31 protein-coding genes are annotated in these 24,407 nt (G+C 45.0%); 10 read left to right on the forward strand and 21 right to left on the reverse strand.

The features are described 5' to 3' along the window. Positions 1-426 precede the first annotated feature (426 nt). Positions 427-822: a hypothetical protein gene (locus V5298_RS00235; protein ID WP_332929441.1), complete on the forward strand. Its 396-nt coding sequence runs from the start codon at positions 427-429 to the stop codon at positions 820-822. Positions 823-1,619: 797 nt separating this feature from the next. Continuing rightward, the gene (locus tag V5298_RS00240; RefSeq protein ID WP_332929442.1) at positions 1,620-2,570 is read left to right on the forward strand and encodes a hypothetical protein; all 951 of its coding nucleotides are present in this window, start codon (positions 1,620-1,622) and stop codon (positions 2,568-2,570) included. Positions 2,571-2,767: 197 nt separating this feature from the next. On the opposite strand, the gene V5298_RS00245 is transcribed toward V5298_RS00240, so the two are convergent. From V5298_RS00245 to V5298_RS00260, 4 genes are all read right to left on the reverse strand, one after another. Beyond that, entirely contained in the window at positions 2,768-3,049 is a 282-nt protein-coding gene (locus tag V5298_RS00245) for a hypothetical protein (RefSeq protein WP_332929443.1), read from the reverse strand. Between the two features lie 47 nt (positions 3,050-3,096). After that, on the reverse strand, positions 3,097-3,327 hold the full coding sequence (locus V5298_RS00250; RefSeq protein WP_332929444.1) for a hypothetical protein: 231 nt from the start codon (positions 3,325-3,327) through the stop codon (positions 3,097-3,099). After that, positions 3,320-3,691, reverse strand: a complete 372-nt coding sequence (locus tag V5298_RS00255) for a hypothetical protein (protein WP_332929445.1) — start codon at positions 3,689-3,691, stop codon at positions 3,320-3,322. Before V5298_RS00255 ends, V5298_RS00250 begins: the two co-directional genes overlap by 8 nt. A 168-nt stretch (positions 3,692-3,859) precedes the next feature. Then, the gene (locus tag V5298_RS00260; protein WP_332929446.1) at positions 3,860-4,162 is read right to left on the reverse strand and encodes a hypothetical protein; all 303 of its coding nucleotides are present in this window, start codon (positions 4,160-4,162) and stop codon (positions 3,860-3,862) included. A 547-nt stretch (positions 4,163-4,709) separates the two neighbouring features. Here V5298_RS00260 and V5298_RS00265 point away from each other — a divergent pair. The 3 genes from V5298_RS00265 to V5298_RS00275 all read left to right on the forward strand — a co-directional run bounded on the left by V5298_RS00265 (position 4,710) and on the right by V5298_RS00275 (position 6,568). After that, positions 4,710-4,973, forward strand: coding sequence for a hypothetical protein (locus V5298_RS00265; RefSeq protein ID WP_332929447.1), 264 nt, complete (start codon positions 4,710-4,712; stop codon positions 4,971-4,973). Between the two features lie 294 nt (positions 4,974-5,267). Beyond that, on the forward strand, positions 5,268-5,594 hold the full coding sequence (locus V5298_RS00270; protein WP_332929448.1) for a hypothetical protein: 327 nt from the start codon (positions 5,268-5,270) through the stop codon (positions 5,592-5,594). Positions 5,595-6,220: 626 nt separating this feature from the next. Beyond that, positions 6,221-6,568, forward strand: coding sequence for a hypothetical protein (locus V5298_RS00275; protein WP_332929449.1), 348 nt, complete (start codon positions 6,221-6,223; stop codon positions 6,566-6,568). Between the two features lie 339 nt (positions 6,569-6,907). Here the strand turns inward: V5298_RS00275 and V5298_RS00280 are convergent, their stop codons facing one another. From V5298_RS00280 to V5298_RS00290, 3 genes are all read right to left on the reverse strand, one after another. After that, positions 6,908-7,210 (reverse strand): hypothetical protein, encoded by a 303-nt coding sequence (locus V5298_RS00280; RefSeq protein ID WP_332929450.1) that lies wholly within the window; start codon positions 7,208-7,210, stop codon positions 6,908-6,910. Between the two features lie 57 nt (positions 7,211-7,267). Further along, positions 7,268-7,954 (reverse strand): hypothetical protein, encoded by a 687-nt coding sequence (locus tag V5298_RS00285; RefSeq protein WP_332929451.1) that lies wholly within the window; start codon positions 7,952-7,954, stop codon positions 7,268-7,270. Between the two features lie 668 nt (positions 7,955-8,622). Further along, positions 8,623-9,024: a hypothetical protein gene (locus V5298_RS00290; protein WP_332929452.1), complete on the reverse strand. Its 402-nt coding sequence runs from the start codon at positions 9,022-9,024 to the stop codon at positions 8,623-8,625. Between the two features lie 332 nt (positions 9,025-9,356). Between V5298_RS00290 and V5298_RS00295 the strand changes: the two genes are divergently transcribed. Further along, positions 9,357-9,764: a hypothetical protein gene (locus V5298_RS00295; protein WP_332929453.1), complete on the forward strand. Its 408-nt coding sequence runs from the start codon at positions 9,357-9,359 to the stop codon at positions 9,762-9,764. 283 nt (positions 9,765-10,047) lie between these two features. Here the strand turns inward: V5298_RS00295 and V5298_RS00300 are convergent, their stop codons facing one another. The 12 genes from V5298_RS00300 to V5298_RS00355 all read right to left on the reverse strand — a co-directional run bounded on the left by V5298_RS00300 (position 10,048) and on the right by V5298_RS00355 (position 18,863). Continuing rightward, positions 10,048-10,236 carry a hypothetical protein gene (locus V5298_RS00300; RefSeq protein ID WP_332929454.1) on the reverse strand — a complete coding sequence of 63 codons (189 nt, stop codon included), beginning with the start codon at positions 10,234-10,236 and terminating at the stop codon, positions 10,048-10,050. A 49-nt stretch (positions 10,237-10,285) separates the two neighbouring features. Further along, positions 10,286-10,816, reverse strand: a complete 531-nt coding sequence (locus tag V5298_RS00305; RefSeq protein ID WP_332929455.1) for a hypothetical protein — start codon at positions 10,814-10,816, stop codon at positions 10,286-10,288. 144 nt (positions 10,817-10,960) lie between these two features. Next, complete coding sequence (locus V5298_RS00310; RefSeq protein WP_332929456.1) at positions 10,961-11,188, reverse strand: hypothetical protein; 228 nt, start codon at positions 11,186-11,188, stop codon at positions 10,961-10,963. Positions 11,189-11,360: 172 nt separating this feature from the next. Next, positions 11,361-11,885: a hypothetical protein gene (locus tag V5298_RS00315; RefSeq protein WP_332929457.1), complete on the reverse strand. Its 525-nt coding sequence runs from the start codon at positions 11,883-11,885 to the stop codon at positions 11,361-11,363. 810 nt (positions 11,886-12,695) lie between these two features. Then, on the reverse strand, positions 12,696-13,352 hold the full coding sequence (locus tag V5298_RS00320; RefSeq protein ID WP_332929458.1) for a hypothetical protein: 657 nt from the start codon (positions 13,350-13,352) through the stop codon (positions 12,696-12,698). Positions 13,353-13,436: 84 nt separating this feature from the next. Then, positions 13,437-13,673: a hypothetical protein gene (locus tag V5298_RS00325; protein WP_332929459.1), complete on the reverse strand. Its 237-nt coding sequence runs from the start codon at positions 13,671-13,673 to the stop codon at positions 13,437-13,439. Between the two features lie 40 nt (positions 13,674-13,713). Continuing rightward, positions 13,714-15,126 (reverse strand): DNA cytosine methyltransferase, encoded by a 1,413-nt coding sequence (locus V5298_RS00330; protein WP_332929460.1) that lies wholly within the window; start codon positions 15,124-15,126, stop codon positions 13,714-13,716. 88 nt (positions 15,127-15,214) lie between these two features. Beyond that, entirely contained in the window at positions 15,215-15,718 is a 504-nt protein-coding gene (locus tag V5298_RS00335) for a hypothetical protein (protein WP_332929461.1), read from the reverse strand. 187 nt (positions 15,719-15,905) lie between these two features. Then, positions 15,906-16,514: a hypothetical protein gene (locus V5298_RS00340; RefSeq protein ID WP_332929462.1), complete on the reverse strand. Its 609-nt coding sequence runs from the start codon at positions 16,512-16,514 to the stop codon at positions 15,906-15,908. A gap of 541 nt (positions 16,515-17,055) precedes the next feature. Then, a complete protein-coding gene (locus tag V5298_RS00345; protein ID WP_332929463.1) occupies positions 17,056-17,313 on the reverse strand; it encodes a hypothetical protein in 258 nt (85 codons plus the stop codon). 181 nt (positions 17,314-17,494) lie between these two features. Then, positions 17,495-18,127, reverse strand: a complete 633-nt coding sequence (locus V5298_RS00350) for a hypothetical protein (RefSeq protein ID WP_332929464.1) — start codon at positions 18,125-18,127, stop codon at positions 17,495-17,497. 22 nt (positions 18,128-18,149) lie between these two features. Further along, positions 18,150-18,863, reverse strand: coding sequence for a hypothetical protein (locus V5298_RS00355; RefSeq protein ID WP_332929465.1), 714 nt, complete (start codon positions 18,861-18,863; stop codon positions 18,150-18,152). Positions 18,864-19,243: 380 nt separating this feature from the next. Here V5298_RS00355 and V5298_RS00360 point away from each other — a divergent pair, with 380 nt between their 5' ends. Next, entirely contained in the window at positions 19,244-20,257 is a 1,014-nt protein-coding gene (locus V5298_RS00360; RefSeq protein WP_332929466.1) for a hypothetical protein, read from the forward strand. 86 nt (positions 20,258-20,343) lie between these two features. Here the strand turns inward: V5298_RS00360 and V5298_RS00365 are convergent, their stop codons facing one another. Next, complete coding sequence (locus tag V5298_RS00365; RefSeq protein WP_332929467.1) at positions 20,344-20,667, reverse strand: hypothetical protein; 324 nt, start codon at positions 20,665-20,667, stop codon at positions 20,344-20,346. Positions 20,668-20,932: 265 nt separating this feature from the next. Between V5298_RS00365 and V5298_RS00370 the strand changes: the two genes are divergently transcribed. Next, entirely contained in the window at positions 20,933-21,280 is a 348-nt protein-coding gene (locus V5298_RS00370; RefSeq protein WP_332929468.1) for a hypothetical protein, read from the forward strand. Positions 21,281-21,515: 235 nt separating this feature from the next. Beyond that, complete coding sequence (locus V5298_RS00375) at positions 21,516-22,121, forward strand: hypothetical protein (protein ID WP_332929469.1); 606 nt, start codon at positions 21,516-21,518, stop codon at positions 22,119-22,121. Here V5298_RS00375 and V5298_RS00380 read toward each other — a convergent pair. Continuing rightward, positions 22,118-22,567 carry a hypothetical protein gene (locus V5298_RS00380; RefSeq protein ID WP_332929470.1) on the reverse strand — a complete coding sequence of 150 codons (450 nt, stop codon included), beginning with the start codon at positions 22,565-22,567 and terminating at the stop codon, positions 22,118-22,120. The genes V5298_RS00375 and V5298_RS00380 overlap by 4 nt on opposite strands. A 247-nt stretch (positions 22,568-22,814) precedes the next feature. On the opposite strand from V5298_RS00380, the gene V5298_RS00385 reads away from it, so the two are divergent. Beyond that, positions 22,815-24,398, forward strand: coding sequence for a hypothetical protein (locus tag V5298_RS00385; protein WP_332929471.1), 1,584 nt, complete (start codon positions 22,815-22,817; stop codon positions 24,396-24,398). The last annotated feature ends 9 nt before the right edge of the window (positions 24,399-24,407 follow it).

Genomic DNA, 24,407 nt, shown 5'->3' on the forward strand with positions numbered 1-24,407 from the left:
TTTTACTTGTGTGTGTGTTATGTAGAGATAATGGTATTGATTCGTTTATAAGGTGCAGATTTACAGAATCGTTTACGTAAGATCCTGGTGTCGTTATTGCGCTATAAGACTTTGTTATAAGATTTACCTGGGGAAGTGTTGTAGTGGTGAAATTTAGAGTTCAGGGTTAGGTGTTGATGGGGGTGAATTTTCCTTTTTATAGTATTGTAACGAGTGAGTATTGAGCCTTTTAATATGGAGTTTTTTATTTTGCCCGATTGAATTTGGCAATCAAAATGGTTATTATAGTGACTTATTCATAGGCGAAGGTAGTAGAGCATGCAGATTATAAATACCGGTTTTTACGACAATAAACTGGGGTGTTTTTGTTACGATGAAGAGATATTATCCTCGCATTGGCTCAAGAATATTGAGAGCGGAGAGTATGTGTTAATAGCTAAGGATAGTCAGGGATTTGAAAGTTACGGTTCGTGCCGTGATGAGGAAATGCTGTTTCGTCTCAGCGACGACGAACTGAGTGATGTAGCATTGATGGCATCTAAGGGCTGGGCAGTATTGCCTCAGAAAGGGCGGCTTTTCACTTCGCGGTACGGTCATATCCTGCTTGAGGAAGATGACATAAGAGCGCTTAAAGTGGGGGTGGAATCAAGGATCCGTAGTACGATTGATGGTGACGCATTGGACATTGACCCGGAGACTTACCGAGTGATGATTAAACCTGAAGCCAGCAATCACGAAGAGGGGGAGTACGTTGGTAACGTTGATGATCACCTTTATTTACCGCTTGATTATGCTTATTACCAGGCTGCGCAGGGGTGCTAAAAACGCTCACCTAAACCTTAATGGTTTAAAGAAATAGGTGGATTACGGGGCGGATGGTTTTACCGATGCCCTAGCAATATCGGCCTCAATGGGTATCAAGACACGGCCATTAACCGGCCTATGGGAGCTAGCTCTACTCTAAGGTAGCCCAGTGTAGGGGGATAGAAACCGGCATTAAATGTTCATCGGGAAAAGGAATATCCGGCCTTTTACCGGAGCGTGAGAATGAATATCTAAAGCGCAAGTTCCAGTCATAATGTTCTAACGTCCGTGTTTAATTCTAGCAATATAGCGCGTAGTTTTATAGGACATCCCATTTTACGGACAACAAATTCGAGAACACTTACTGCATCGTAAGTCGTCGGGTCCCACTCTCCTTTTATTTTGATAGATAGCCCTGATATGGACGCGATATCATGTCTAAGCTTACCGTAAGCGTTACCAATAGGATTAACAAGAACGCCACCCGCTATATGTGAATTTAAGCACAACAACACGTCGAGATGATGCCACCGCTTTATGGTTTGACCGTTGAATGGAAACGAAAAACCAGGGCGTTTATGACACGTAAGACCGTTTCAATCAGGCATGATAGCACGCATTTTCACCGTTCGAAGTTCAAGAATTGAAACGAAACAACGTTCGTACAACTGTGATAAAGGTTTGGTTTTATGGTTAAAAGTCCTAGTAAAAACCGTGAGTAATGACAAAACATGGGCATTTAAAACTTGATTTTCGTGCTCAATTTGATTATTATATCAAGGTGAATTTCACGCAGCCACGCACGGAGTATTACGATGTTAGACATGATTTATTTAGCTAAAAAGAGCCAGGGGAATACCTTTTTTGTTAATACTTACGAGCGATTCGTTGCATCAGAGTCAGCCGCATTGTCAGCACAATCATTTAAAACAAAGTCGGCCCAAAAAGACGCAATAGGGTATGCGAACAGTCTTATTGGGGTGTTATTTAGCGAGCTGGTTAAGGATTCAGGCTTGTTGAAAATGGATGAAGACGAATCGAGTGCGGTGGGAGAAGCGGCCAGTGAGCTTTATTACAGTGCGCCAGCGGTACACACAATGAAAGCCTTTGAGAGGCGGGTTTCTGCTTTGGCGGCATGCAGTGAAGTCGGTCAGTTCATTGATGAAAGAGCGGCAGCGTTACGCGATATAGCGGCTCGCGGCCTTGTGTTAAAAGCCGTGCCGGTGATCAAAAAAATCAGTCGTAAAGCGACCGAAATGCAGCGGAAGGAAGCGCAGTGGAAAGCCTTACCTGTGGCCTCTAAAGCGTTGGTGCTACGTATAACAGAAGAGATAACGCCTAGCCTTGAGGGTATTTATAGTGAGCTCCGCACCTTACTGGAAAAGATCCGTATAGAGTGTGAGAGAGCAAAGGGAATGACACGTAAAGAACGTCTGACTAAGCGTCGCGGATTAGTTGATGCGTACGGTGATTTATTTAATGTAGCCTGGGCTGGTGAGCGTCACATTGATGCGTTTATCCAGGGTGGGTTTGCGGACGATATTGCCGCGATAAAGTACCATGCAGCGACGCGTCTTGGTGGGATTGAAGTGCTAGATGTGTTGTCGAGCGATGCGGTATTAGGTAAGGCAGGATGTGAATATCGCTGCCGTTTGTTGACCAACGATGGCCCTTACCGCTTTCATGTAAGGGGGATCTTTGCAGGGGGAGTTAACATACAGCGTTGTCATATACGGGTTATCTGTGATTTAAAAAGAGAGGGGTAGCGCGTCCTGTTGGAAGTGCTTTCTACCAGGGTATGACCTATAAATGGGAGTTCAGCGACATTAGGATGGCCTTTTGTCGATGCTTAACGCCAGTGTCAGTCTGTAAGTTAAAAACCTCGCTCAATCGGTCTGAGAGGTTCCTGTTGATTATCGCGCTGCGTCATAGAATTTGTTATTGCGTTCTTTGGTGGGCATAGTTATCTCATACAAAGTGAAGCGCTAACCATAATGTCATTAGCGCTATATAAGGGTTGTTCCGCTACGCACTTTTCGTGTCGTCCGCCTTCCAGTGAAATAACGTGTGTTAGATCTTCCTGATTAAACTTAGCGTAATCAATGACACGTAAATCACCATCGTACCGTTCAATAGACACGGGTTTACCTTGATTATCGGTTGAGCAGCAATCGCTATAGCCATCAAAGTGCAAGGCAATACCAATATTGATTTTATTGTCGATGAAACCGTTGATGGCTTTCACTTTGCTTACGGATTCATCTTTTAGGGTTGAAAGCTAACGGGTATTTATCAGGTCAGCGCCTTGTATTGCGAGGCCAGTTCTGACTCGATGGCGGTACGCATGTCCTCTAATATCTCTAACGCATTATCTTCTGAAAGATATGGCCAATAAGGTTCGAGATCATACTCTGTGTTATCTACATTTATCGTTAATGAAGATGATAGCTGTACTGCATCAAAAATAGCATCAGGAGATAAAGCCTTTACGGCGTTGCGTTCGTCAGATCCCAAGTCAAACAAGCATGTTGCAGCAGCCCTTTTTGCTCGCCTTATCAATTGAAACAACCGTTGAATTCGCTTCTTTTTCATGTTCCTGAAGTGAATTAACAAGCTTCCTAGCATGGATTCGATGATAGTACATATGAGTTTGTCCTTCAGGACTTGTTAGTTCCAGAAACTCTGATAGTTCATCACCATTGAGTTCTCCATCATTACCCTTTTGGAGAAGTGCAGCCCAGCGAATGCCACCTTCTTCGCTTAACTTGCTCTTAGGCTCCCATTCATACTTATCAAATACTTCTAAGCAATAATTTGCCATTTCTGTTGCATCGAGAAAGGCACTGTCGATAAGCTGTGACAAGCAATCACGCGCTTGTGCTAGCAATGAATTAGTGTATACCTCGCAAGGTTATGTAAAAGCCCAGGTAGGAGACAGGGCATTATTCAATGGCTCTTTGCTCACTTAGAGCCGTTCTGGGGTTGCCAGGACGGTCAATGTTGTCATGCTAAGCTCGGCCATGATTGTCTTCAATTTGATAAGCAATAACCATGATTACTTGCCTCCTTTTATAGCTGGAGTGTCGAATTGAGGGTTAAAAGACGAGTTTTCAACACACCCTTTGAAGTCCTCAACGGCACTATCAAAACTCATGTCGTAACGACCATCATGGAAGTGCATGTCATGTAAGTTAACTTTCATCGTTAAAAATGGCTGGCGAGTTAATCTAGGAGACTTTTCGCGTAGCAATAAAACATTTTTACTGCTAGTTACAAAAGTTGCTGAAAATTTAGATTCAGCGGCAGTTTGCGCTTGTAGCATTAAGTTTTCATAATGCGCTTTTAAATATTTACTCATAATCACCTCGGCTTTAATCCAGTTAACAGGCAGTAGGAGATGCCCGATTCATGATTAATTATACATACCCAATAGATATGCGCAAGTGAAAGAGGTTTAATTACTTAATTATTTTTATATTAGTGGTTATTATCTTTCCAAGTCTAGAATACGTTGAGCAAAAGCGTTACGTTCCTCCAATAAAGAATCATACATCGAGTAAAATTCAGCGTTTAATTAGTGATATAAGATGGGAGATGTAACTATGATGCGTACGGTGCTTTATTTAATGTGACCTCGGCTGGTAAGCGTCACATTGATGCGTTTATCCAGGGTGGGTTTGCGGACGATATTGCCGCGATAAAGTACCAGCCAGCGACGCGTCTTTACAGCGATATCTTTGACGTAAAAAAAGAATCCATTCTGTTATTAGGTGTTACCAGGCAATATATATTTTCATCATGGATGTGCATTAAAGAAAGAAAAACCGCTTAATTATTAGTTGACAATGTGAAACTAAATGGTAGTATACCCGTAAGTTAAAAGTTTAAACGATAAGGTATTACAGATGACCAACAGGCATATTTTTAAAACTGATGATGGTTTTGGTGGGCACTATGAGTGCGTAATCGTTGTCAGTAAGGTAGGTAAAACCTTTAAGCTTAGAAGCGTACAAAAGCTTTCGTCTGCATACATGAGTGACAAAGAATTTGCCGCGCAACCAGCCTTGATAAATCTAGGTTACTACGAATCTAAAATGCTATCTGAATCTGGTTTTTCTGACCAGGACATCAACAAAATGCACAATCTTAGATATTTTTCAGAGGTATAAGGAGGGCCTGTGTTTGAAGATGACCTGGAATACCTAGAAGAGACTAGGGAAGAGTTAGAAGAGCTGATGGCTCGTATTGACGCGCTTCAATCTCAACTAAATGAAGAAAACTGAACCGCGCAACGGTTTGGTTTTACATTTCCCCAGGAACGTCGTCAGACAACAGGATCTCGACGAAAACTTTTGATTCTACATACTCCTACCTTTAAAACATGGAAAACATCCATAGCCTAACTTACCGGCGTGACTGAGAAGGTAGGGATAAAATCATGAAACATTTTGGACCCGCAACAAATGAGAAAAGAACTTGAAAGGGGATTGAATATCGCCTCTCTACTGCGAAAGTATCACCCCGACTTCCCCCCTAACGGTTTTGCTGTATTTCTCCAGATAGCCAGTAATGAAGGCCTATCTTCTACAGGATTGGTGGAGCGTTTAGGTATACCCAAAGCAACAATCAGCCGTAATCTAAGGATGCTGGGTGATCGCGTTAGCCCACACAAGGATGGGTTAGGTTTAATTAAATTGGAGCATGATGAGAACGACTATAGGGTACGCCGTGCTTACCTGACAGACAAAGGTAAGCGTTTCCTTGAGCGTGTACTGCAAGCGCTGCAGTGAAATATAAATCAATGATAACGAAGCCCTGGGTTTTTTTTATGCCTGCTAGCCTTCCCTTACCGTGCTGTATTTGTGGTTAATGTGGGCAGTAGAGTAACGTACCAGGCATTCATATCTCGTTGCGTAATGAAACAAAAAAAATAGTTAAAACTAAAGAAAACGCTTGCCGTGACGATTCAAAAAGATTACTATGTACGTAGATTTTAGCTAGGCGGAAATGTGCTAAGCGCTTCCGCCTAGGATGTATTTTAGAGAGCCAATGTTGGTCCAGAATCTACGTTCGGTCATCTCAGAAATACGAAAGTTTGGGTATGGTTCCCTGGGTGTTATTGCATAGACAATGGCTTCTAGTAAAAAGCGGTGATGGTTTTCGCTATCCACTGCCTAATCAACCCAAAAGCAAAGCGTTTACTTCGTGTGTGAATCGCCAGTGTGATAACTGGCAAAAGTGGCGACGGGAGTTGTGACCCGTCGCCCAACCTCACGCGAACCAATGAACACCGTATCCCGTTGTGACGAGTGTGCTCCCTCTATTCGCTCCTAATTGGGGCGTTTTTTTTTGCCAGATAATAAAGCAGAATAAAAGGGGGGTACTTCCTACTAAACTAAGAGGTCTTTGCCTAATTATGATTAACTTATCTGATTCTCATGTGGATAAAGCAGTCCGTGCAGCCCTTGAAGAGCTGAAAAAGGCTGGCGTTTCTTTTGACTCTCGCAAAGTCGACATTCTAAAAGAAAATTTAACAGAATTTCTTGTTGAAGATTGCGCAATAGATGTGATTGCGTTCGAAGATCTGAACGAAGAAAATCTATTGCTATGGGTTGAACTGGCGCGGGAAAAGCAAGGTGAGGACCTGGACGCTATTTCACTCGAAGAGACTGAGCGGCAAGCTAAAGAATTGTACCGTTTTCATGATGGACGTTTGCCCGAACCAGAGAGTGCTCCCAAGTATAGACCCCGCCGCGGCAGGTGATCCTATAGGCTGCCTCCCCACTTAAATCGGTGGGGAGCACGCAACAGGTATCGTTGCCTTATTTCAATAAAGGCAAGCCAACCTCGTTTCTGCTAATGCAACCGGCCATGTATATTGTTGCAAGGTTCCTTGTCTACTTCCCCCCAGCGTCCCCATTTTTTTTGTAAGCCATGAAACGATGCCTCCCCAATTAACCGTCCATGGTGAGAAGGATCTACTCGAACGCTATTGAACATATGTCAGCCGCATTCTACGACTCTATTCTTAGAATGAGTCGTCGGAGGCTTCAATCAATGCTCACTTAATTCCCTATGCCCGGTAAGAGGAGAACGGGGCTGATCACTTGTTGTCAGTTCTGGGTATGTTAACGATACGATTGTTTTCGTCAAATTCGATGTGTTTGACGTCATATCCCTGGGCATGAAAATAGCGAAGCAGCTCGGCCGCTAAGCACTCAGAGAGGTTCACCCCTTTTGTCCCTTTCTCTTTTGCAGAGACATTGGGTTGTCCTTTTTGCCGGTGTTTAACGCCGGTGTCAGGTTGTAAATTAAAAAGGCGCGCCCAGTCGTTCTGGGAACAATTGGCAGCCAAACGCGCTTCAGTGTATAGCTTTCTATTATTCTCTTTTGTTGGTGACAACATACATTTTCCATTTTAGTTAAGCATGGCCGGGTACGGCCATGTCAGTTAAACAGTGCATTAAAATCGGTTGTCGATTTTTGCGTTCTCCAGCGAAATGACGTGAGTGGGATCCTCTTGGTTAATGTCTGAATACAAGACCGCACGAAGGCAGCCCTCGTACATTTCGATATATATGGGGGTACCATTATGATTTTGGGAGATGTTGTCGCTATAGCCGTCAACGTGCACCGCCAAGCCGAGTCCTTCGCCGGTTTCTATATAACCTTTAAGTTCGTTACCCAGTGCGAAAGGGATTTGTTTTTTGCTCCGCAGTAGGGTCGCTTTTTGGTTTTCATCCTCTAACAGAGAGGATGCCGGCGGGCGTGAAGCCGCCTTTTTTTTCTGTTCATTAAGAAAGGCCCCGATTTCGCCGTTTTCGTAAGCTAAAATTGCCGCGTCCAATTCAATCAGTCGAGGCTGGTCAGGCAGGTCACGCGGAAAGGCCTCAGCCTCCGCTTTGCCGTTAGCAAGGATGCGGTTATGCTCAGGTCCAGCGATGATAGTCCATGCCTTGTCGTAAGGTACCTGGTCCCGTTGAAGTATGGGTTCAATGCCCAAGTGTTCGTCACTGACGTCATGGTATTCAAGAAGAACGACGGAACCTTGTTCTTTGACCTCGATAAGCGCCGTATTCTCAAACAGGCCTTGGTGCGCGTCAAAATAGGCTTTCGTGACGGTAAGGGTTAAAGTGGTAAAATCGCTCATGGTGACCTCGGTGGTTATTTATTCGAGCAGTAGGAGATGCTCGATTCAATCTCTATTATACATATCTATTAGATATGTTAAAGTGTTTTTTTCGAGTTCGTATGAATTCGTTTTGAGAAACCCTGCAGGGGTGGGAAAGCGGCTCTCCCCCTCCATGATGGATGTTTTAGCGTTTAATTTGATGCAGCCAGCGCCAGGAAGGTATAATAACTTTTATCAAAGCGGGTTGCCTCGGACACGCTTTGTAGGTACGGCTGGTGTAGGAGCCGCCGTACCGCACTTTATTATGCCCATTGAGGGGTGAAGCCTGGGCACTGTCAAGATCCTCCCGGGTTAGAATAAAGATCTCGCCGAATAACCTTAAAGGTTTGTTTCCTGGCGCAAAGGGTAGCGCCCCCTTTCATTTTCCCTTTGCTGAGTGGTTTGTCGCATTAATTCTAAAGTATCCTCATTACGCTTTTTGATAGCGCAATCAGAATGTTCGGTAAAAAGAGCCGTGTAATCGCTGGGTTTTCCTCCGTATTTAGCGGCCCGCTCTTTGGCGCTGGGAGTTAAGATGATAGGTTTATTGCAGATAGTACAGTTCATAATGACCTCGATGTTCGTGTCTGTCCCACGGTGCGTGTGGTTCACGCAAACCACACATTAAAGGAATATGGGGTGGATTGCTATTGTATTAATGAAATCGCCTGGCCCGGTTCCAACGCAGCCTTGGTATCCTGTTCTGTATGAGCTGGAAACCGTTCAGCCCAATACTCCTTAGAGGTGATCCCGTACGCTAATGGTAAGGTGATGTCGTAGTAGAGGCATATGCTGTTGAGAATGGCAGGGATTTCATTCGTTTTTCTGCCACCGTGAACAAGATACGCTCTTGCTAAGTGGTAGGTTTGCGAAATGCTGAGCGTAGAACCACTGATGGCCTTCAAGTATGAGGTGAAATTGCCCACGGCATAAAAGGACTCTTTAAAGGCTTTGATACCGCCTTGTTTGCGGTACGCGCGAGCAACGAACGTGTTTTCGCAACGTTCTTTGTATTCCGCTTCGAGGTATGTATTTAAAGTGATGAACATAAGTAATTCCCGTGTGTGAATGAGTACCCATAATAATCTTTATGATTACAGGTGTCAACAAGAATAAAGAGAAACCCAACCATTTTTACATAGCTGTTAGGTATGTGCGATGATTGTATTCCTGGACCTGCAAAGCGCAACATGGTGCCCGTTTACGCGACGGGTTAGTCGCGCTTTGATGTTATGAAATAAAAGAAAATGAAAGAAGCGGAATAAAAACTGGTATTAATTGTGGACGTGACGTTGAAACATATCTAATAGATATGTATAATAGAGATTGAATCGAGCATCTCCTACTGCTCGAATAAATAACTACCGAGGGAGCATAGATTATGAGCAAATCAGTTTTTGAAGCCAGTTTTGACAAACTCGTAGCGCTTAACATTATCCAACAAGATGGGACGTTGCGTCGTAACGGCAAGAGCAAGGCGGATGGAACTCAAGATTTAGTGTTCGAGCGACTGGAGAACCTAGACAACTTTAACGGCCCAAATACACAGGCTCTCTCTATTGCCCAGAATAGTGAGCCAAGCCAGGATATAAAAATGACTTTATTTTATAGTCCTGAACGTAAAACAGTCGAAGTTTACGCTTATCAAAGGACGATACCGCGGATCTATAATGAGGTCTATCCCCGGCCTGGATACGTAGCGCCTAAACTGAAAGCAAGGTTAAACGGCTTCTTAGGGTCGTGGTTGGGCGGTCTTGTTAAGAAAGGCCATGGCCATGTTTGGGAGTAACTCACTCGTCTAAGAAGAAGAAGCTTGACCGCTTCTTTTTTTTATCCTCGTTATATATGTAAACGACGATGTTCGAGTCAAAAAGCACGTTGCCTTAACGTGTTGGTTGAGCCAACTGTTTCGGTTTGACGTGAGGCTGGTTGAGGTGAGCGATTCGGCTTTTTAAAGTACCCGACTATTCGAATCCTCCGCCCCCAGGAAAGGAGCGGATGTTACCTTCTGCGCCGGGATCACCAAGATAGGAAAAAGGCACCGTAGCAGTTCTCGCTGCAATGCTTTTTCGTTAATGCGTCCCCAGTTGCAGGTAATCCATTTTTTTTAGCGAGCGAACAAATTGATCACGTTTCCTTTTGTTGGTGAACTTTCGCACGTTTAATCGAGGCGTGCCGTCAGGATAGGTTTGTGTTTCGTCGTGAAAATTAACAAGATATTTCGCTTTCCCAAGATTGTCGATGCAGTCATAAAATTTCATAGGGTTTACCTCGTAATTGATGAGAGGGGGAAAGTTGTCCCCCTTAGCCTTAAAAAATTAAACCGAACTGGATAGGGCTTGTTTCCTTTTTTACCGAAGATAAGCAAGGCAAGGTCGTTTTGGCGTTCCGCTCAGGCATCGAAACTGAGACATCAATGGTGGGAGAGCCATCGTCTTCTGTTTCTTTTTTAACGGACTCAATAAGCGTTTCTGTATCGAGTTCTGCCAGCTCCTCAAGCTCTTTCATTACTGCCTTTAAGGCCATTTTCGTTTCGAGGGGGGTGGGCTTGAGAGGCACGTCGGACATGAGAAATAGGCCATCTTCAAACGCGCGGTCCCGCAGCGTTAAGTAGCGTTCTATGTAACGATAGCAGGGGGATTCCATCTCTAACGTGAACAGGAGGCTTTCGGGACCCATTGTTGAGTCGAGGCCATTTTTCTTGCAAAAATGGAAATAACGAAGATCCAGTTCTTCAATGCTACGAAGGTTGTTTTTCGCTTTCCTTTGGGTCTCCTTGAGGTATAGGTTAGCGGTAGCAACATCAACATCTTGTTTCATATCTTCAATGTACATAATCATTTATCTCGTGTGTGTGAAAACAAAACAATGATAATCATACTGATTATTTAAGTCAACAAATAATCGTATCTTTTGTTATATTAATTGCGAAGGTGGTATTTATGGTGTTGCGTGTGCGTAAATGAAGGCCTGTCGGGCGAGGGTTTACGGAGAAATTGCCAATAAATCATTGCATTTTGCAATGGCCTTAGACATTTCTTTTACATCGTCCAGCTTGGCGCGAGGGCAAATAGCATGGATCGCGTCGTCAACGAGGCGTGTCGTTATCATGCGCCATCCATCAAGTTCTTGACTCGTCACACAAGCATGGTAGTCAACGTGTGCTTTTCGGTTTAAGCTTTCAGTGAGACGGCGGTATTGTGCAATTTTCATGTTCTATCCTCATGGAATAAGGTGCGCGGGAACGAACGTCTATAATAATCATTTTGATTACTTAAGTCAACACAAATCGCTTTTTTAGCGTTAGTTTTGACAAAAAAAACAGCGCAGATGAGTGCCTGTAAAACGTCAGGGAGAAGAGGCGCGAACGCCCCTTTGGTGAGCTTTAGGCGGCAGCACTGTCCTCGATCCCGGCATGCCACCGCCATGATTCGTTTTCGATCCATACGGACGGGAAAGGCCCGAATTCCAAGATGGATATATTATCACCCCCGTCCCATTTAAGTACGGCAACCTGACCCTCGTATTCATCATCGGGTTCACGGTCTCCGCTTTCTATCTCTTCTTTATAGCGTTGCTTTTCCTCTGCTAAATCCGCGAAAGCCGATGCTGGTGTGGTGTGGATATAGGGGATGTCTTCACCATCAATCTCCGTAGAGCCAAACGCGAACTGGCCGTTAAGGCACGGTATGCATTCAATGTAAAACTGTCGTTGCACAATACATTGAAGCACGTTAATCAACGCAGTGTTGTTGCCGTCGTTGCTCATTGCATTGATGATGAGAAGTTGGAATGCATGAGGTGTCATTTCAAAGGGATTGCCTGCCTCCAGTAACTCCGAAACAACGGCGTCTTTTTCTGCGATAGCATACAGTTTCTTTGATACGTTCTCGAAAAGGTCAGTGTTCATAATCAATCTCTGTGTGTGTGTGAATGAGTGTTTATAATAATCATTTTGAACATAAATGTCAACAAAATATAGCCTTTGAAGCCATTTAATTAAGAAAGACGAGGGAACAACATGACGGAGAAGAGGGTATCGATTTCCCCTTTGACAGTCTCAAAAGTGTGTCAGTGCACCTTATAAAAATTATATACATATACGAGGAATTGATATAAGGAGAGGTGCCATACTGGGTTTTATTGCGAGGTCAAGTATAAACATTGAGTTGATTAAGGGGATTGTATTGATTATTCTATACTTTAGTTTAACCCCCCATAAGGAACAGTAGTGCCCGTTAAAGCTAAATTAAAAAACGGTGTAGAGTTTGACGTTTATGCGCATATTATCCTCGATAATGGATTGGAAGCGTATATAACTGAAATGTCGGACGAATCGGGAGTTGGGATAGCGTACACTTGTGGCTCACCAATGTGCTTACAAGGCAAATTTAGTGCTTTTGCAATAGATGAATACATGCCTAATATAGTCAATTATACCGAAAGTATCTCCCATAATCCTGAGAGTGAGCACTACCTCTTACCTCCGATAGGAGCAATATGGCAGCCTTCCGAGTGTCAAAGATAAGTAAAGCAGGCGAATATTCTTTGGGTGGTTTAGCACAGTAAGCGAGATGGTGGCGTTGGTTCTTTAGTTGTTTCGCTTTGGGATAGCTGGAAACGAGCCATCCAGGGAAGGCCTTTATCGGTGCGGAAATGGGATTGTCTATATTGATAAAATAAAGACAGGGAGCCCGATAAAGGCATTCTAAATTTAGCACTAGGCGGGTTGTAGGTGGTTGCCTCGTCGGCCCCTAAATGCGCCGAAACCCAGCAAGGCCCCTACCAAGGTTAATCCAACGGGTGCTGGCACGTTGGTGGGCGTGTTGATGGATGGATCTAATACAGAGCTTAATGTGGTCCCCCCATCAGAGACTAGAAAGACGCCGTAATAGCGATAGGCTTCATCAAAGTCGTCAGTGCCATAGCTAATGAAGATGGTTCCGCTATCGCGCGTCCCCGCCAACGAACCATCCCCAGAGGTATTTTCATAGCGCCCCATGGAACGGCCATCAGCGCCGGATTCACCAAAGTAATACTGCCATTCATCCACAAGTTCGTCACTGTTGTCGACAGTGTAAGTGTCTACATCTTCGCTATAGTCAGTGATACCAAAATAACTAATGATCAGCGCTTCAACTTCTTCGGCGGTGGGCAAACGCCAGCCTTCATAATCGCCGCCTTCACCGAGCTCCAGTGACACTTCATTGATTGACAAACTATCAGTGACTGTTAAGTCAAGCCATTCCAGTCCAGTCGTGGTGTCTAACGTCGCGAGCCCATCGCCGTCAGTTAGCCAGTCAGTTTCGACTAATTCAGCGTTAGCGCTTCCTGCGACTACCATGGCGGCCAAGGCCGCATATTTTAAGATGTGCATATCCAAATACCCTTATTAATTAGTGTTTTCGAAATAAGAATATAGCAAGGAGTGTGCCAATCGAAGCAAAGAGTTTGACAACCTTTAGATGTCGAAAACCTCTGATTGTTCCAAGATAGTGCTGGCATCAACAACAGATCCCCCTGTAAACCCGACATCCTCGCCCTCAAACAACGCCCCTTTTACGGCGGAAAGGAACGTTGCTTGTGTATTTTCTTTTGCGGCCACAAAAAACGCGTGACTCGGGTTCCTAGCTTCAACATGAAAAGCTGCGGATTGTCCAGTTTCATCGTAGAAAGCGAAAACGGTGTATGTCGTCATTGGAAGTCCTTTGTTAATCATAAAAGTGGTGGTGGCCGCCTCAGAAAGCGAGAGTGCTTTGTGAGGCGTGTTTGTCGAGCAGTTTTTGTGCGGTGGCTTCTGCGAGGCCAACGGCATGATGATATGCAATTCCTTGTCCTAGTCCTTCGTGCGCTGTTGTTGCAGAGGCGTGGCCAATGAGTCGCCGAGGTACAAGTTTAATGTCGGCATGCTCATTGATTGTAGGGAGTCTATAGGCTTTCAAATCGTTACTTGGTACCACGGGATTGGAAACTTGATGCTTAGTGATGTTACGCGACAACGTATTGATAATACGCGTCTCAGGCGTCAGCAGGCTCATAGCGAAATTTCGGCCATTGGCTTTGTTGACGGCTTCACGGGTTATCAGTTTTTCTATGTCATGCCATTTGCCGGTGTATTCAGCATCCGTTTCCATGATTTCCCCAAACGTATCATAAACACGTTTTCGTTGAGCGACGTCAACATCCCCAATTGCCAACCCGTTGCTGTAGGCAACAAACCAGTAGCGAGTACGGCGTTCAAGGGCACCGCTGTGTGATTGATCGAGGATCATGTCTTGGCAGGTATAGCCAAGGCGGTGTAGTTCTTTTTTTAGTAACTGGTACGTTGTCGAATTTTGGGCACTTGGTACGTTCTCTGAAAAAATAAGGGCTGGGTTTGAAGCTTTGATCATCGCCACAACCCCAAATAACGCGGTGACTTCATTGCCATCTTCTGCGCAGGCGAGTGATTTCTTTGCTCGGCCTTGCAGGGAATGGTTTGTGCACGGCATTGAAAAAGAAAAAGCGTCAACCGGTTCGAGCAGGTCTTTCTCAATTTCCTCAACCTTTCCCGCAAAAAGGTGTGCGCCTTGGTATACGTCAGGTGAATTTTGGCAAGCGACATCCAAGTACCGGGCTTCCATTTCAACAGCCCAAACTTGCCTGCAGCGGATCCCTTTATTGGCGAAGCCCTCGGCCAGTCCCGCCGAAGAAATGCCAATACCGAGAAAGGCATCCCCTTTACGTATTTCGCCCGCCTCAAGGTTATTAAGGAACGTGGTTTCACGCTTCACCCGTGCTAGCTCTTCGGGGTGAACGGAAAACTCAATAACGCCATTTGAGAATGCTTGAGCGCGGAAACGGCAGTATTCGCCAAATAACTGGGTGACATCCGCGTTGCAGATGTCAACGATAGGCTTTATCCAGCCTTTCATTTTACGACCACTGACTTTTCGGAGCTTCTTTTCTCGGTGTAACTTACGTGCTTCGGGGGAGTCCGGCACAAAATGCAAACGAATGGTAAGTTTTTTTATGTCAAACGAAACCCGGAAGAAGCCCTGGGCTTTATACCCAGCACGCAAAAGCGGTTCGCCCTCTAACCAAACGCGTGAATTGTTATTTTTCTTCGCGAGTTCGTGATAAGACGTGTAGGGGGCGATGTTGATTTTCATAAGGCCTCAAAGCAGGACGTTTAAGATGCTACCATTATAATCATTTTGATTGTTATGTCAACATAATATTATCTCCTTAAAAAAAGGCTCATCCGTTCTGCCAAACGGTTTTGCCAAGAACGGGAATGTTGACCTCAGTGTCTTTGCTGGGGCGAGATTTAAACAATCGGCTTTCTGTGATCACCATACCGGATTCAGGATGGCGATATACGAGTGTTGCTTTATACCCATTGCTTTTACAATCAAGTTTTTCACCGGTGCGAGGGGTGTAGCTAGGCTCAACCATGGCCGCGCCGCCCACGACGGCTCCACCGACCGTAAAGAGGCCTGTAGCAATGTCTTTACCGCTGCCACTACCAATGTTTTTACCAATAAGATACCCGACTGCGCCGCCGCCAAGTATCCCAAGGAGTGTTTTCCCGCTGCTATTGCTGGATTTGCGCTTAACGTAGCAGATTTTAGGTGCGCGTTTGAAGTCGACAACAACGGCATCAACATAATATGTTGGTGTCACTTGTCTCGGTGCAGAGCTGCAACCCGAAAGGGTGGCCACTGACGTTGCCGCGATAAGAGCGCAAGTTAATCGGATCATGTTGTTCCCTTGGTCATGGTTAACAGTGTTTATATTAATCAACTTGATTATCTGTGTCAAGGATAAATTGAAATAAAACAACGATGGTGGCGTACTGGGGTACCTGGTTTCTCATTAAAACCGAGGGGGAGCCTTGCCCTGGCGGATACGTTAGGCGAGGCTCGCTGGAACGATAGTTCTGACGGCGTTAGTGAGGCTTGTCCAAGAGTGCTAAGGACAATTCTAAGAAAGGTGACAAACGTTTGATTTCGGCTTCTGCACGTTCTAGCGCGTCTTTATCTATCCGCTTAGGGAGCCAAAACGGATCGAGCAACATTTGTGATGCAACGTCTTCGATAAAGCACGTCGAGGGTGTTGATAGCCATTGGGGAGGCTTCTGTGAGGCGACGAGCGCGACAGAAGAAAACTCGACGTCGTTAAGTTGGTCTACCACTGCTTCTATTTTTAACACGATATGGGACTCTTTATCAGGTGTAAAAAAAAGAAAACCAGAATAATGATCCCTCCCTGTAGTATCGTTTTTCAGGTGTGATAACTTGGCTGTTAGGCTACCAGGGAGCCCTTTATCCAGTTGTTTTAGGCTCGCTTCAACAATGCGATGAAACGCGCCGTCCGCGCTCTTGATCTCGTTACTGTAGGGGCGCATCTTGGTGCGGAGTTCGCGTCCAACCTCGCGCAGGTTATCCGGATCCTGTGCGTCCTTAGCGTTGTTGATAATGTTGAGCGCGCGATTGACGCGACCGTGAAGTGCTGTGAATGCTTTGATTTCTCTTGAGACATCGTTAAGTGAAAACATGGCTTTTCCTGTGTGTGAATGAAAATCTTTATAAGATATTACAGCAATAATCATTTTGATTCAATGAAATAATATGTAATTGGGGGAGATTTGAAAAATAGGGTTTGGTATCGCGTTAGACAAAGAAGGTAAATTGCTTAATATGCACTGCAAAGTTGTGATTGGCGTGGTGGGATCCTATAACTTTACTTGATAACGAGTTCTGAAAGGGAGAAACAGTGAAAATTATACGAGAAGGAAGAAATCGCCCATGGTTACCAGATTGCTGCGTGTTGTTTCACCATGTAAAGGATGCAGACATTAGCAAGGGTGACGTCGTGGCCGTTCAGCACGGGGTAGGGATTTTGCGTGCACCGATAAAAAGAGCTATAGCCGTTAATTCGGTATTAGCACGCATTATGATTGAAAGTCGAACGATCGTCGCGAAAGATAAGTATCAATAGCCTATTGCGCGTTTTATTTGTGCTTGGCGAGGAATAACGCGCAGGCGAAAAAGGGCTTTAAGCTGCCCTTCGAGAACCACCATAAGGACATCAGCCAATCACAAAGTGGCCTTCCCATTTTCATTGATATGCATTTTATCAACCTGTTCGCGGTAGTTGTCATCTTGAATATATCGCTGAGGATCAACCCCGTAGTCCACCAGAACTTGGCATTTATTTGACTTATAAGAACCAGACTGGATACACATTGCTGAACGAGTATGGAACGTATGATTTTCGGTTGTTGATGTGAAGGATTTTAATACCATTGGAACAACAAAAGCCGCAATGCCGACAAAAAGTATTAGGTATTTCATAAACGCCTCAAGAGTGTGAATTTAGACTTTATAATAATCATTTTGATTTTAATAGTCAACAATAATATACCCAGTCTTTGTAAATTGGATCGAGCCAATTTCTTGTTGGTAGTTAGGCATGAATTTCTCTATTTAATCAAGAGAAAAGCGCCTTTTTCGGCGCTGTTTTTGAGGGTTAACCTTACAGTACAGCGAGGTGTTTTTGCATGATATCGAAATCGGGCTTGGAAATTTCAGTTATGTTAGGTTCTTTAGCCGCAAGTCCATCGAAAAACGTAACAAAGTCAGCACTGGCTTTAACGTTCTCCCCTCGGCAGGTAGAAAAAACAGAGTGAAGCTTATCATTAGCATCCTCTTCGGGCGGCACAATCATTAAAAATACGGTCGGGTAGTGCATTTCACCATTGATTTCAGTGAATCGCCCGACAAAATACCTTGTGCCCGCAACGATGTTGTCAGCTTCTTCGGCGGGAGGGGTCGGAAGCTTAATAACCTCGCCAAGGGTTTCATTGATATGCTGTGTAACGCTATCTCGAAAGGTATGGAGTATCGTTTTCAACTGAGCAAGCCCTTCTACAGAAAGTTGTTCCTCTTGCTTAATAGTGTTATTGCGCGTTTCGTATTGAAAAGGGCGCGTGTCTTCTTCTTGTATCTGCGTAGCGGTATAGCGAACGCTCTTTGTAGCGAAGCGGACAGCCCCCTTCAAGCTGTTGGTGTTTTCACCATGGGGATTAAGCAAGATATTCCCAGCGTTTTCTATAAGGCTCGCAATGTTTCCAAAAAGTGTACGAGCAAGTTGTGTTTGATGAGCCATGAATGCCCTCCGTTTTCTGGAATTAATAAGAGATGGGTTTATCTGTGCGTTCACGCCATCCAGAAGGAGCCCAATCTGCGACATCCATATTGGGTACGATATAGCCGCAGCCGTTTTCTACTTCATGCCACGTCAGTTTGTAGGCTTGAATGAATTGCTCAAAGGCTTTGGTATTCGGGTGTTCACCAAGAACGTTAAACCCAGCCTTAACAACGTAAACACCGTTCTTGCGAGTCCATGACAGCGGCTCAAATTGCTTGGCGGCATTAAAGATGGCACGGCCAACAAAGTCACTTTCTTTGTTGAAAGTTTTGACTAAAGGGGAAGGCGAGTCTTGCTTGACAAAGTCATAGTCTGCAAATCCCCTGTTTGCGATATCATCAATTGAAAATATCCCCGTGAAAGGGCTAGGGGACGGATCGCGGTATTCCCATAGCGCAACGTCACACACCTGTTTTTCCCCGTTTGGTAGGCCGGTATAACCTGCCTCACAAAGCTCAACGGTGAATCTTGTTGTTTTGCCGGTATTGAGGATTTCAGAGCTATTCGCGTATTGACGTAACCCGCCCGAAAAAGAAAAGGTGTCGCCGTCAAAAAAGGGGCGCGCATGAAAATACAGAGGGTACGATGAGCCCGAAACGTTGGCGTCACCAATGTATCCGATACTACCAATCAAACTGCCTGCGGTACAAATAACCCTATCCCCAACGCTCGGTTTTGTGTGTCCGGTTTCCATCAAAAAATCCCCGTTTGTTTTTGATGGCCTATAATAATCATTTTGATCTTACGTGTCAACACAAAAACCATTATCTTTAAGGGTGGCCTCAACATTATTCCTTTTGACCCCGATTTCATTCTGATACTACAGTTCCGCAGCCTTCCTTCAACGCACAAAAATACGAAATATCAATTCCTCCTTCTCCTGGAAATGTGTGTGAATGAGGGTTTGGATTACTCTTTTTGAGTGCCGGAGTAAAATTGTTTACACTGGTGAGTCGGTGTTTTGGAGTGTAAAAAATATATTCATGGGACGCTGAAGGAGGTCAATATCTTGATGTAGAGCTCATTTTGATTTATTGTATCGACCGTTCAATAATGGATTATTAAGAGGCTAAAATGGAATTAACAACCGCCCAACTTGTCGAAATGACAAACAACTTGCAACGCGCCAAGCGTGAGAGCCACGCTACGCTTCCCAAAGAGAGCGTTTTCGCGTTCAGTGTGGCCGTTCTTAAAATCGAAAACGGCTTGGCGAAACAGGACACGGCAGCTTTTCCTCTCATCGCGGAACTGGTCGCATTGTCTTATGCAGACAAAGCCCTGGTTGCCCTTAGCGCTTGTGTGAGTGCCAATAAGCATAATAGTGTCATTAAGGCGTACCAGTCGATGATAAGTGAAAAATCGTTACAGCCGATTGTGGCCTTCAGTGACAGAGCATTAGCGCAAGCGCAAAAGCGGGGAGACCCTTTCCTGGTTCAGTGCAATATAGCTGAAGTAAAAGCGGCACATAAGTTGTGTGAAGCGCTCCGTGGGAAAAAAGGTGACTTTACCACCCGTAAAAACAATGTTTTATCTGCATTGGCGGCGTTGCATGAGGTTGACGACATTGACGGTAGGGTAGGCGGAACCATTGATACTATGTTCCGCAGTTCTCTGGCGGGGATCGGGCATGTACTAGCGGCCATGGCTTCATCCCGTACCAATTATGTTGTTAATAATTTGTTCGCGCGGAAAGGTTCCGATGCCGAGGAAAGGCAGTTTATTGAGAGCCACCTGTCACCGGAAATCATTACTTTATTTGAACAAGTCACCACGGGTGAGGGTGAGCAGTCAAGTACGACTCCGGTTATCAAACACATAGAAGCTGAATTGCACCAATTGCGTAAAGCGATGCTCTCTTCGCTTGTTCATATGATGGGTAAAAAACAGTGTTGTAGTAAGGACATTACGTTGGGCGATGTGTCTATTGAGCGTGATGAAAGCGGAAATGCGCTCTCTCAGTTGCCCATACAAATCAAAGGGAGAAAATACGATTTACTCATTAGCGTATTTCTTCGTGAGTGGGCGCTGACAGAATCTATTATGTTTATTCCGTTCCAGATGCAGTTGCTGCCAGAAGGGGAGGGGTAGCCTTCACGAAAAAGGTTGCCCTGATAGGGTTCAGGGCAACAGCCCGGATACGGGCCGTGAACCCTCGCCCGGTGAGGCGGGAGTAGTCACCGAGTGCAAAGCTGTTTTATTGTATCGTCCAAACTCCTTTGAATCACCTCGTTGAAAGGTACGCGTCCGTAACTCATCATTGCTGAGGTGAGGTAATCATGACCGATCTCACAATCTGCAGGTACCCTTTCTTTTAATTGTTGAATGTAATCTAACGTGCCATTGTATTCCACAATATATACGCCAGGGTGAGTGGCCGCGTACCCATCGAGGGTGTAAAAGCGGTGATTGCTGTTAGCGATAAGGTCTACGTTGAACGTTGTTGCAATAAAGGCAGCGCTGATTGAGCCAATAAGTAGGGAGGTAAGAAATATTTTCATAGTAGATTCCAATGTGAGTGTGTGTGTGAGAGATTTATAATAATCCACATGATTACGTTCGTCAATAAAAACAAGTTAATATAACCATACTAAAAAATAAACCCATTGGGTGTAGCGGCCTGGTGAACTCGGAAATATAAATGGATCCACGTAATCATATTGATTGTTTCTGTCGCCATTTCGTGTATACTTCCCATATTGACTTAACACATCAAGCAAAGCGATGAGGGACAATATGTACACCAAAAAAGAAACGTGCTCGCGTATGGTAGAGCAATTAAAGGCACTCCGGAATTCCATTGAAATATACCAACGTCCGGACTTCGGCTCTCTGTCCATTCATTTGCACAACGATGGCGGGCTCCGTCCAACCGTCTATCAGGTGATACTGCCGGATGGTGATGTAGTAGGGCAGCCAAGAATAACGTTAGATACGATTGTTTGTGAGAACAAGGCGCACAAAATACTGAAAGTTCATGGGGATCCCGATTACATTCGTAACACGTTGCTTGAACTGGCGCAGCAGGCAAGTTTTGGGACTCCGAGTGAAACGGCCAAAAACTACATTTCATTAGGGCTGCTTTACAAAAAAAGGAACGCCGTCGCTTCTTAGGGATGTGGTGTTTCCGGCCCCTTTATGAGGGCTATGGGTATTCGGATCACCAAAAAGGTTGACCTACAATAATCAAATTGATTAAAATAATAAGAAGATCGGCCAACCGAAGTCGACGGTCCTTTTATAAGGCGTATTGAGCATACTAGTGAGTACGGAAACCGGGTTGTTAATAATTAACTTAAGCACGAAACAACGTGCACGAGTGGTGACCTGAAAAACCTGGAGAGATGTAATGAGAAAATTTAAGAACCTTCGCCTGATCGCACTGGAAGCGTGTATGCTCAGCGATGATAAACCGATGAAAAGAGAAATGCTGATGGCGCTAACCGGCGTTGGCCCGGCGCAGGTAACGCGGACGATCCGTGAGTACCGCGATGCTTTCCCGTCAAATATAAAGTATGGCGCATCCAAGTATTACGAAAAAAACACCGGCTTCACGGCCTACCTCATTGACGAGAAAAACCAAAAAGAGTTGGCCAAAAAAAGACACGGTGCACGGTTGTACCAAGCGCTAGAACGTGTTTCAAAATACGACATCGTTGATGCTTTCGTTGATGCGCAGCTTCTTTTGAATAAGAGCGTGAGACGGCGTGACTTTAGCGATATTTTTGGTATACCAACGCCCACGACGACCCGAGTGTTGCGACGAGCCCGCGAACGTACCGGCGAAGAACTGGCGTTCAATTTTGACTTCGGTACCTATGATCTTTCTGGCCCGCTGAGAGAGGACGTTCGAATCCTCCAAGATGAAGCGGCCGCCCAAACCTTTATGGAGGATATCGAATTCCTTGGTAAAGCGAGTGAGTATGCCGACGCGCAACTTGAGAAAGTAAATTAACCCGAAAAAAACGAGCGATTACCTTTCCGTCCCTCTAAAGAATCAAGAACCGCGTTTCGGTAACCTTGATAAAAGACGGGCACTAGGTGCTGGAGTAAGGGGGACAAGTTGTTTTTGTGATCCCGCGGATAAAAAAATGTATCGAATTGGTTGCGTACGGCAATACGATCAAGTTCCACCGTGACGGACTTCTCAGGCGACTGCACGAAACGCGCGACATCCACGAGGGGGAACACGGTTTTTTTTCTTGCCGCCAAGGATCCTAGTTCATAAAAGAACGAGGTAGGAGAGACAATGTCAGCCGGTTCGAGTTGGCATTTCAGGCGTACGGAGGCGTGGCCAGGCTCATCGTAACTGAAAGTGAGCAATCCGTCTTGATGACAGATGAAAATCGTATCATGGGCGAGTTCAGATTGTTTTATGGTAATGTGAAGCTGGTGGATCATGGTCAACAGTGTCCGTAATAGTCATGGCCTCCTTGCGTTTTAAATTGTTTTTTAGTTAAGACTCCCGACCACACGAGGAGGGCGTCCCATTCCTGGCTATTCTGCCAGAACATCGACCACCACGTCCAACGCAACGAAGTATTTTGTTTTCATACCTGTCTCCCTGTCCATCCAGAGCGTGTTGTTCCGACGAAAAATTAAGGTGTTGTGATAACATCTTAATAAGGAATGAACAGGATGTTGCAGGATGCGTGAAAAACAGGCCCAGGGGAAAAGTGTTGGAATACGTTACGGTAATACGCAAAAACGCAGTCATATTAATAAAAAGAATCAGCCTCCGCTCGGAGCAATGATAATTTGTGATGGCTCATACCTCGAAGATAAAATGTGTGGTGGAATAGCGGGTACATTACGCCTTATAGAACCCGGGAAGCCTTATCGAGACATTGAATTCAATGCGACCACGTTTGGTGCTAGGAATAGCGTTGTCGTCGAATTATACGCCATCAGCCGTGGTGTACAGCTCCTTAGTCAATACGCAAAAGAAAATGGTTTTCATGTAAAAGAACTTCACGTTTTTAGTGATTCTAAGTGGGGGATGGGCGGCTACGAAAGAATGAAGCGGGGGGAGTCGTATTATCCAGCATACACGCCAGGATTAAAGATGTTATCGAACGCACTGAAAACGCTCGGTGACATCATGCCGAGATTCACCCACGTAAAAGCGCACGTTGCGACCTCAAACGCGAGCCGGATTGAACGCTGGCACAACGAAATTGATTTGCGTGCTAGCAAACAATCTCACGAAGCGCTTTCACAATTTAACCATCCAACACAAAATAACGCTTACGGGGCTCTGTTACCCTCTGTTGTAGATCCAGAACAAGCTGTGGATGTAAGTAATATGGCGTACGCGCTTGCAAAAGAGGGGATGTTTGCCCGGGTGGTTTTCGACGGTTCCCGGGAAGAAGACGCGACCCATCCCTTTATTCAAGGGGTGAGTAGGGCTGCCGATGAACTCGGAAAGCCATTAAGAGCACTTTATTTTGATGCCACGGAGTATACCCCTAAAGTCTTTGGCCAGAACGGCGCTCGCGTGCGTAATGGGACGATGGAAGATTTTGCCTATCGGACGATCGCTTCCGGCTTGGCTACGGAAGAATTAAAAGAGAAACAGAAAGCCCTTTATAATGCTGGGAGGGAGCCAAAAGATAAGCGGCGGATTGTCCAACCATTCACAATCAAGACCAATAACAATGATGCCGCCATGGTGGCTGAGTCTGTACAACTGTTACATGGGAAGCATGAGTTAAAAAAGTATTACAGTACCAACCAAACTCCCTTCAACTCAATGAGTCAGTTTTTGTTGGATATGAGTGGCACGGTCTCTCTTTCAAAAAAAGGAGCAATGAGTTCGAGAACCCGGGCCGATTGGTTAATACTTGTCAAAAATATGCATAAACACGCGCGGGTACCCGTATTGAAAAATGTAAAATCGGTATTTCTTAGTTTCCCCAATGCGAGGGAGCATATTATGCCGGGTACCGCATCGGTGCTAAATGAAACCCTTCTGCCAATACTTCAAGAGTATATGTCTGTGTTAACACCTCAGCAAATAACGAACGAAGTTGTACACACGTTAAACGCCCATGATTTGAAGGCGGATATGGAATTGATTCGACAAGTCGTCAATACCAACAATGCAACATCCCCGGAAAGTGCCGCACAACGAATCGTGGACAGTTGTTTGCCTAAAGAAATTCGTTTTGCGTTACCCGTCGACGAGAGTGTCAGGATGAGTCCAGCCCCAAATCGCCCCCGTAAACCTTGACATTCCTAT

It is taken from the genome of Alteromonas sp. 14N.309.X.WAT.G.H12, from assembly GCF_036697315.1.
Taxonomy (GTDB): domain Bacteria; phylum Pseudomonadota; class Gammaproteobacteria; order Enterobacterales; family Alteromonadaceae; genus Alteromonas.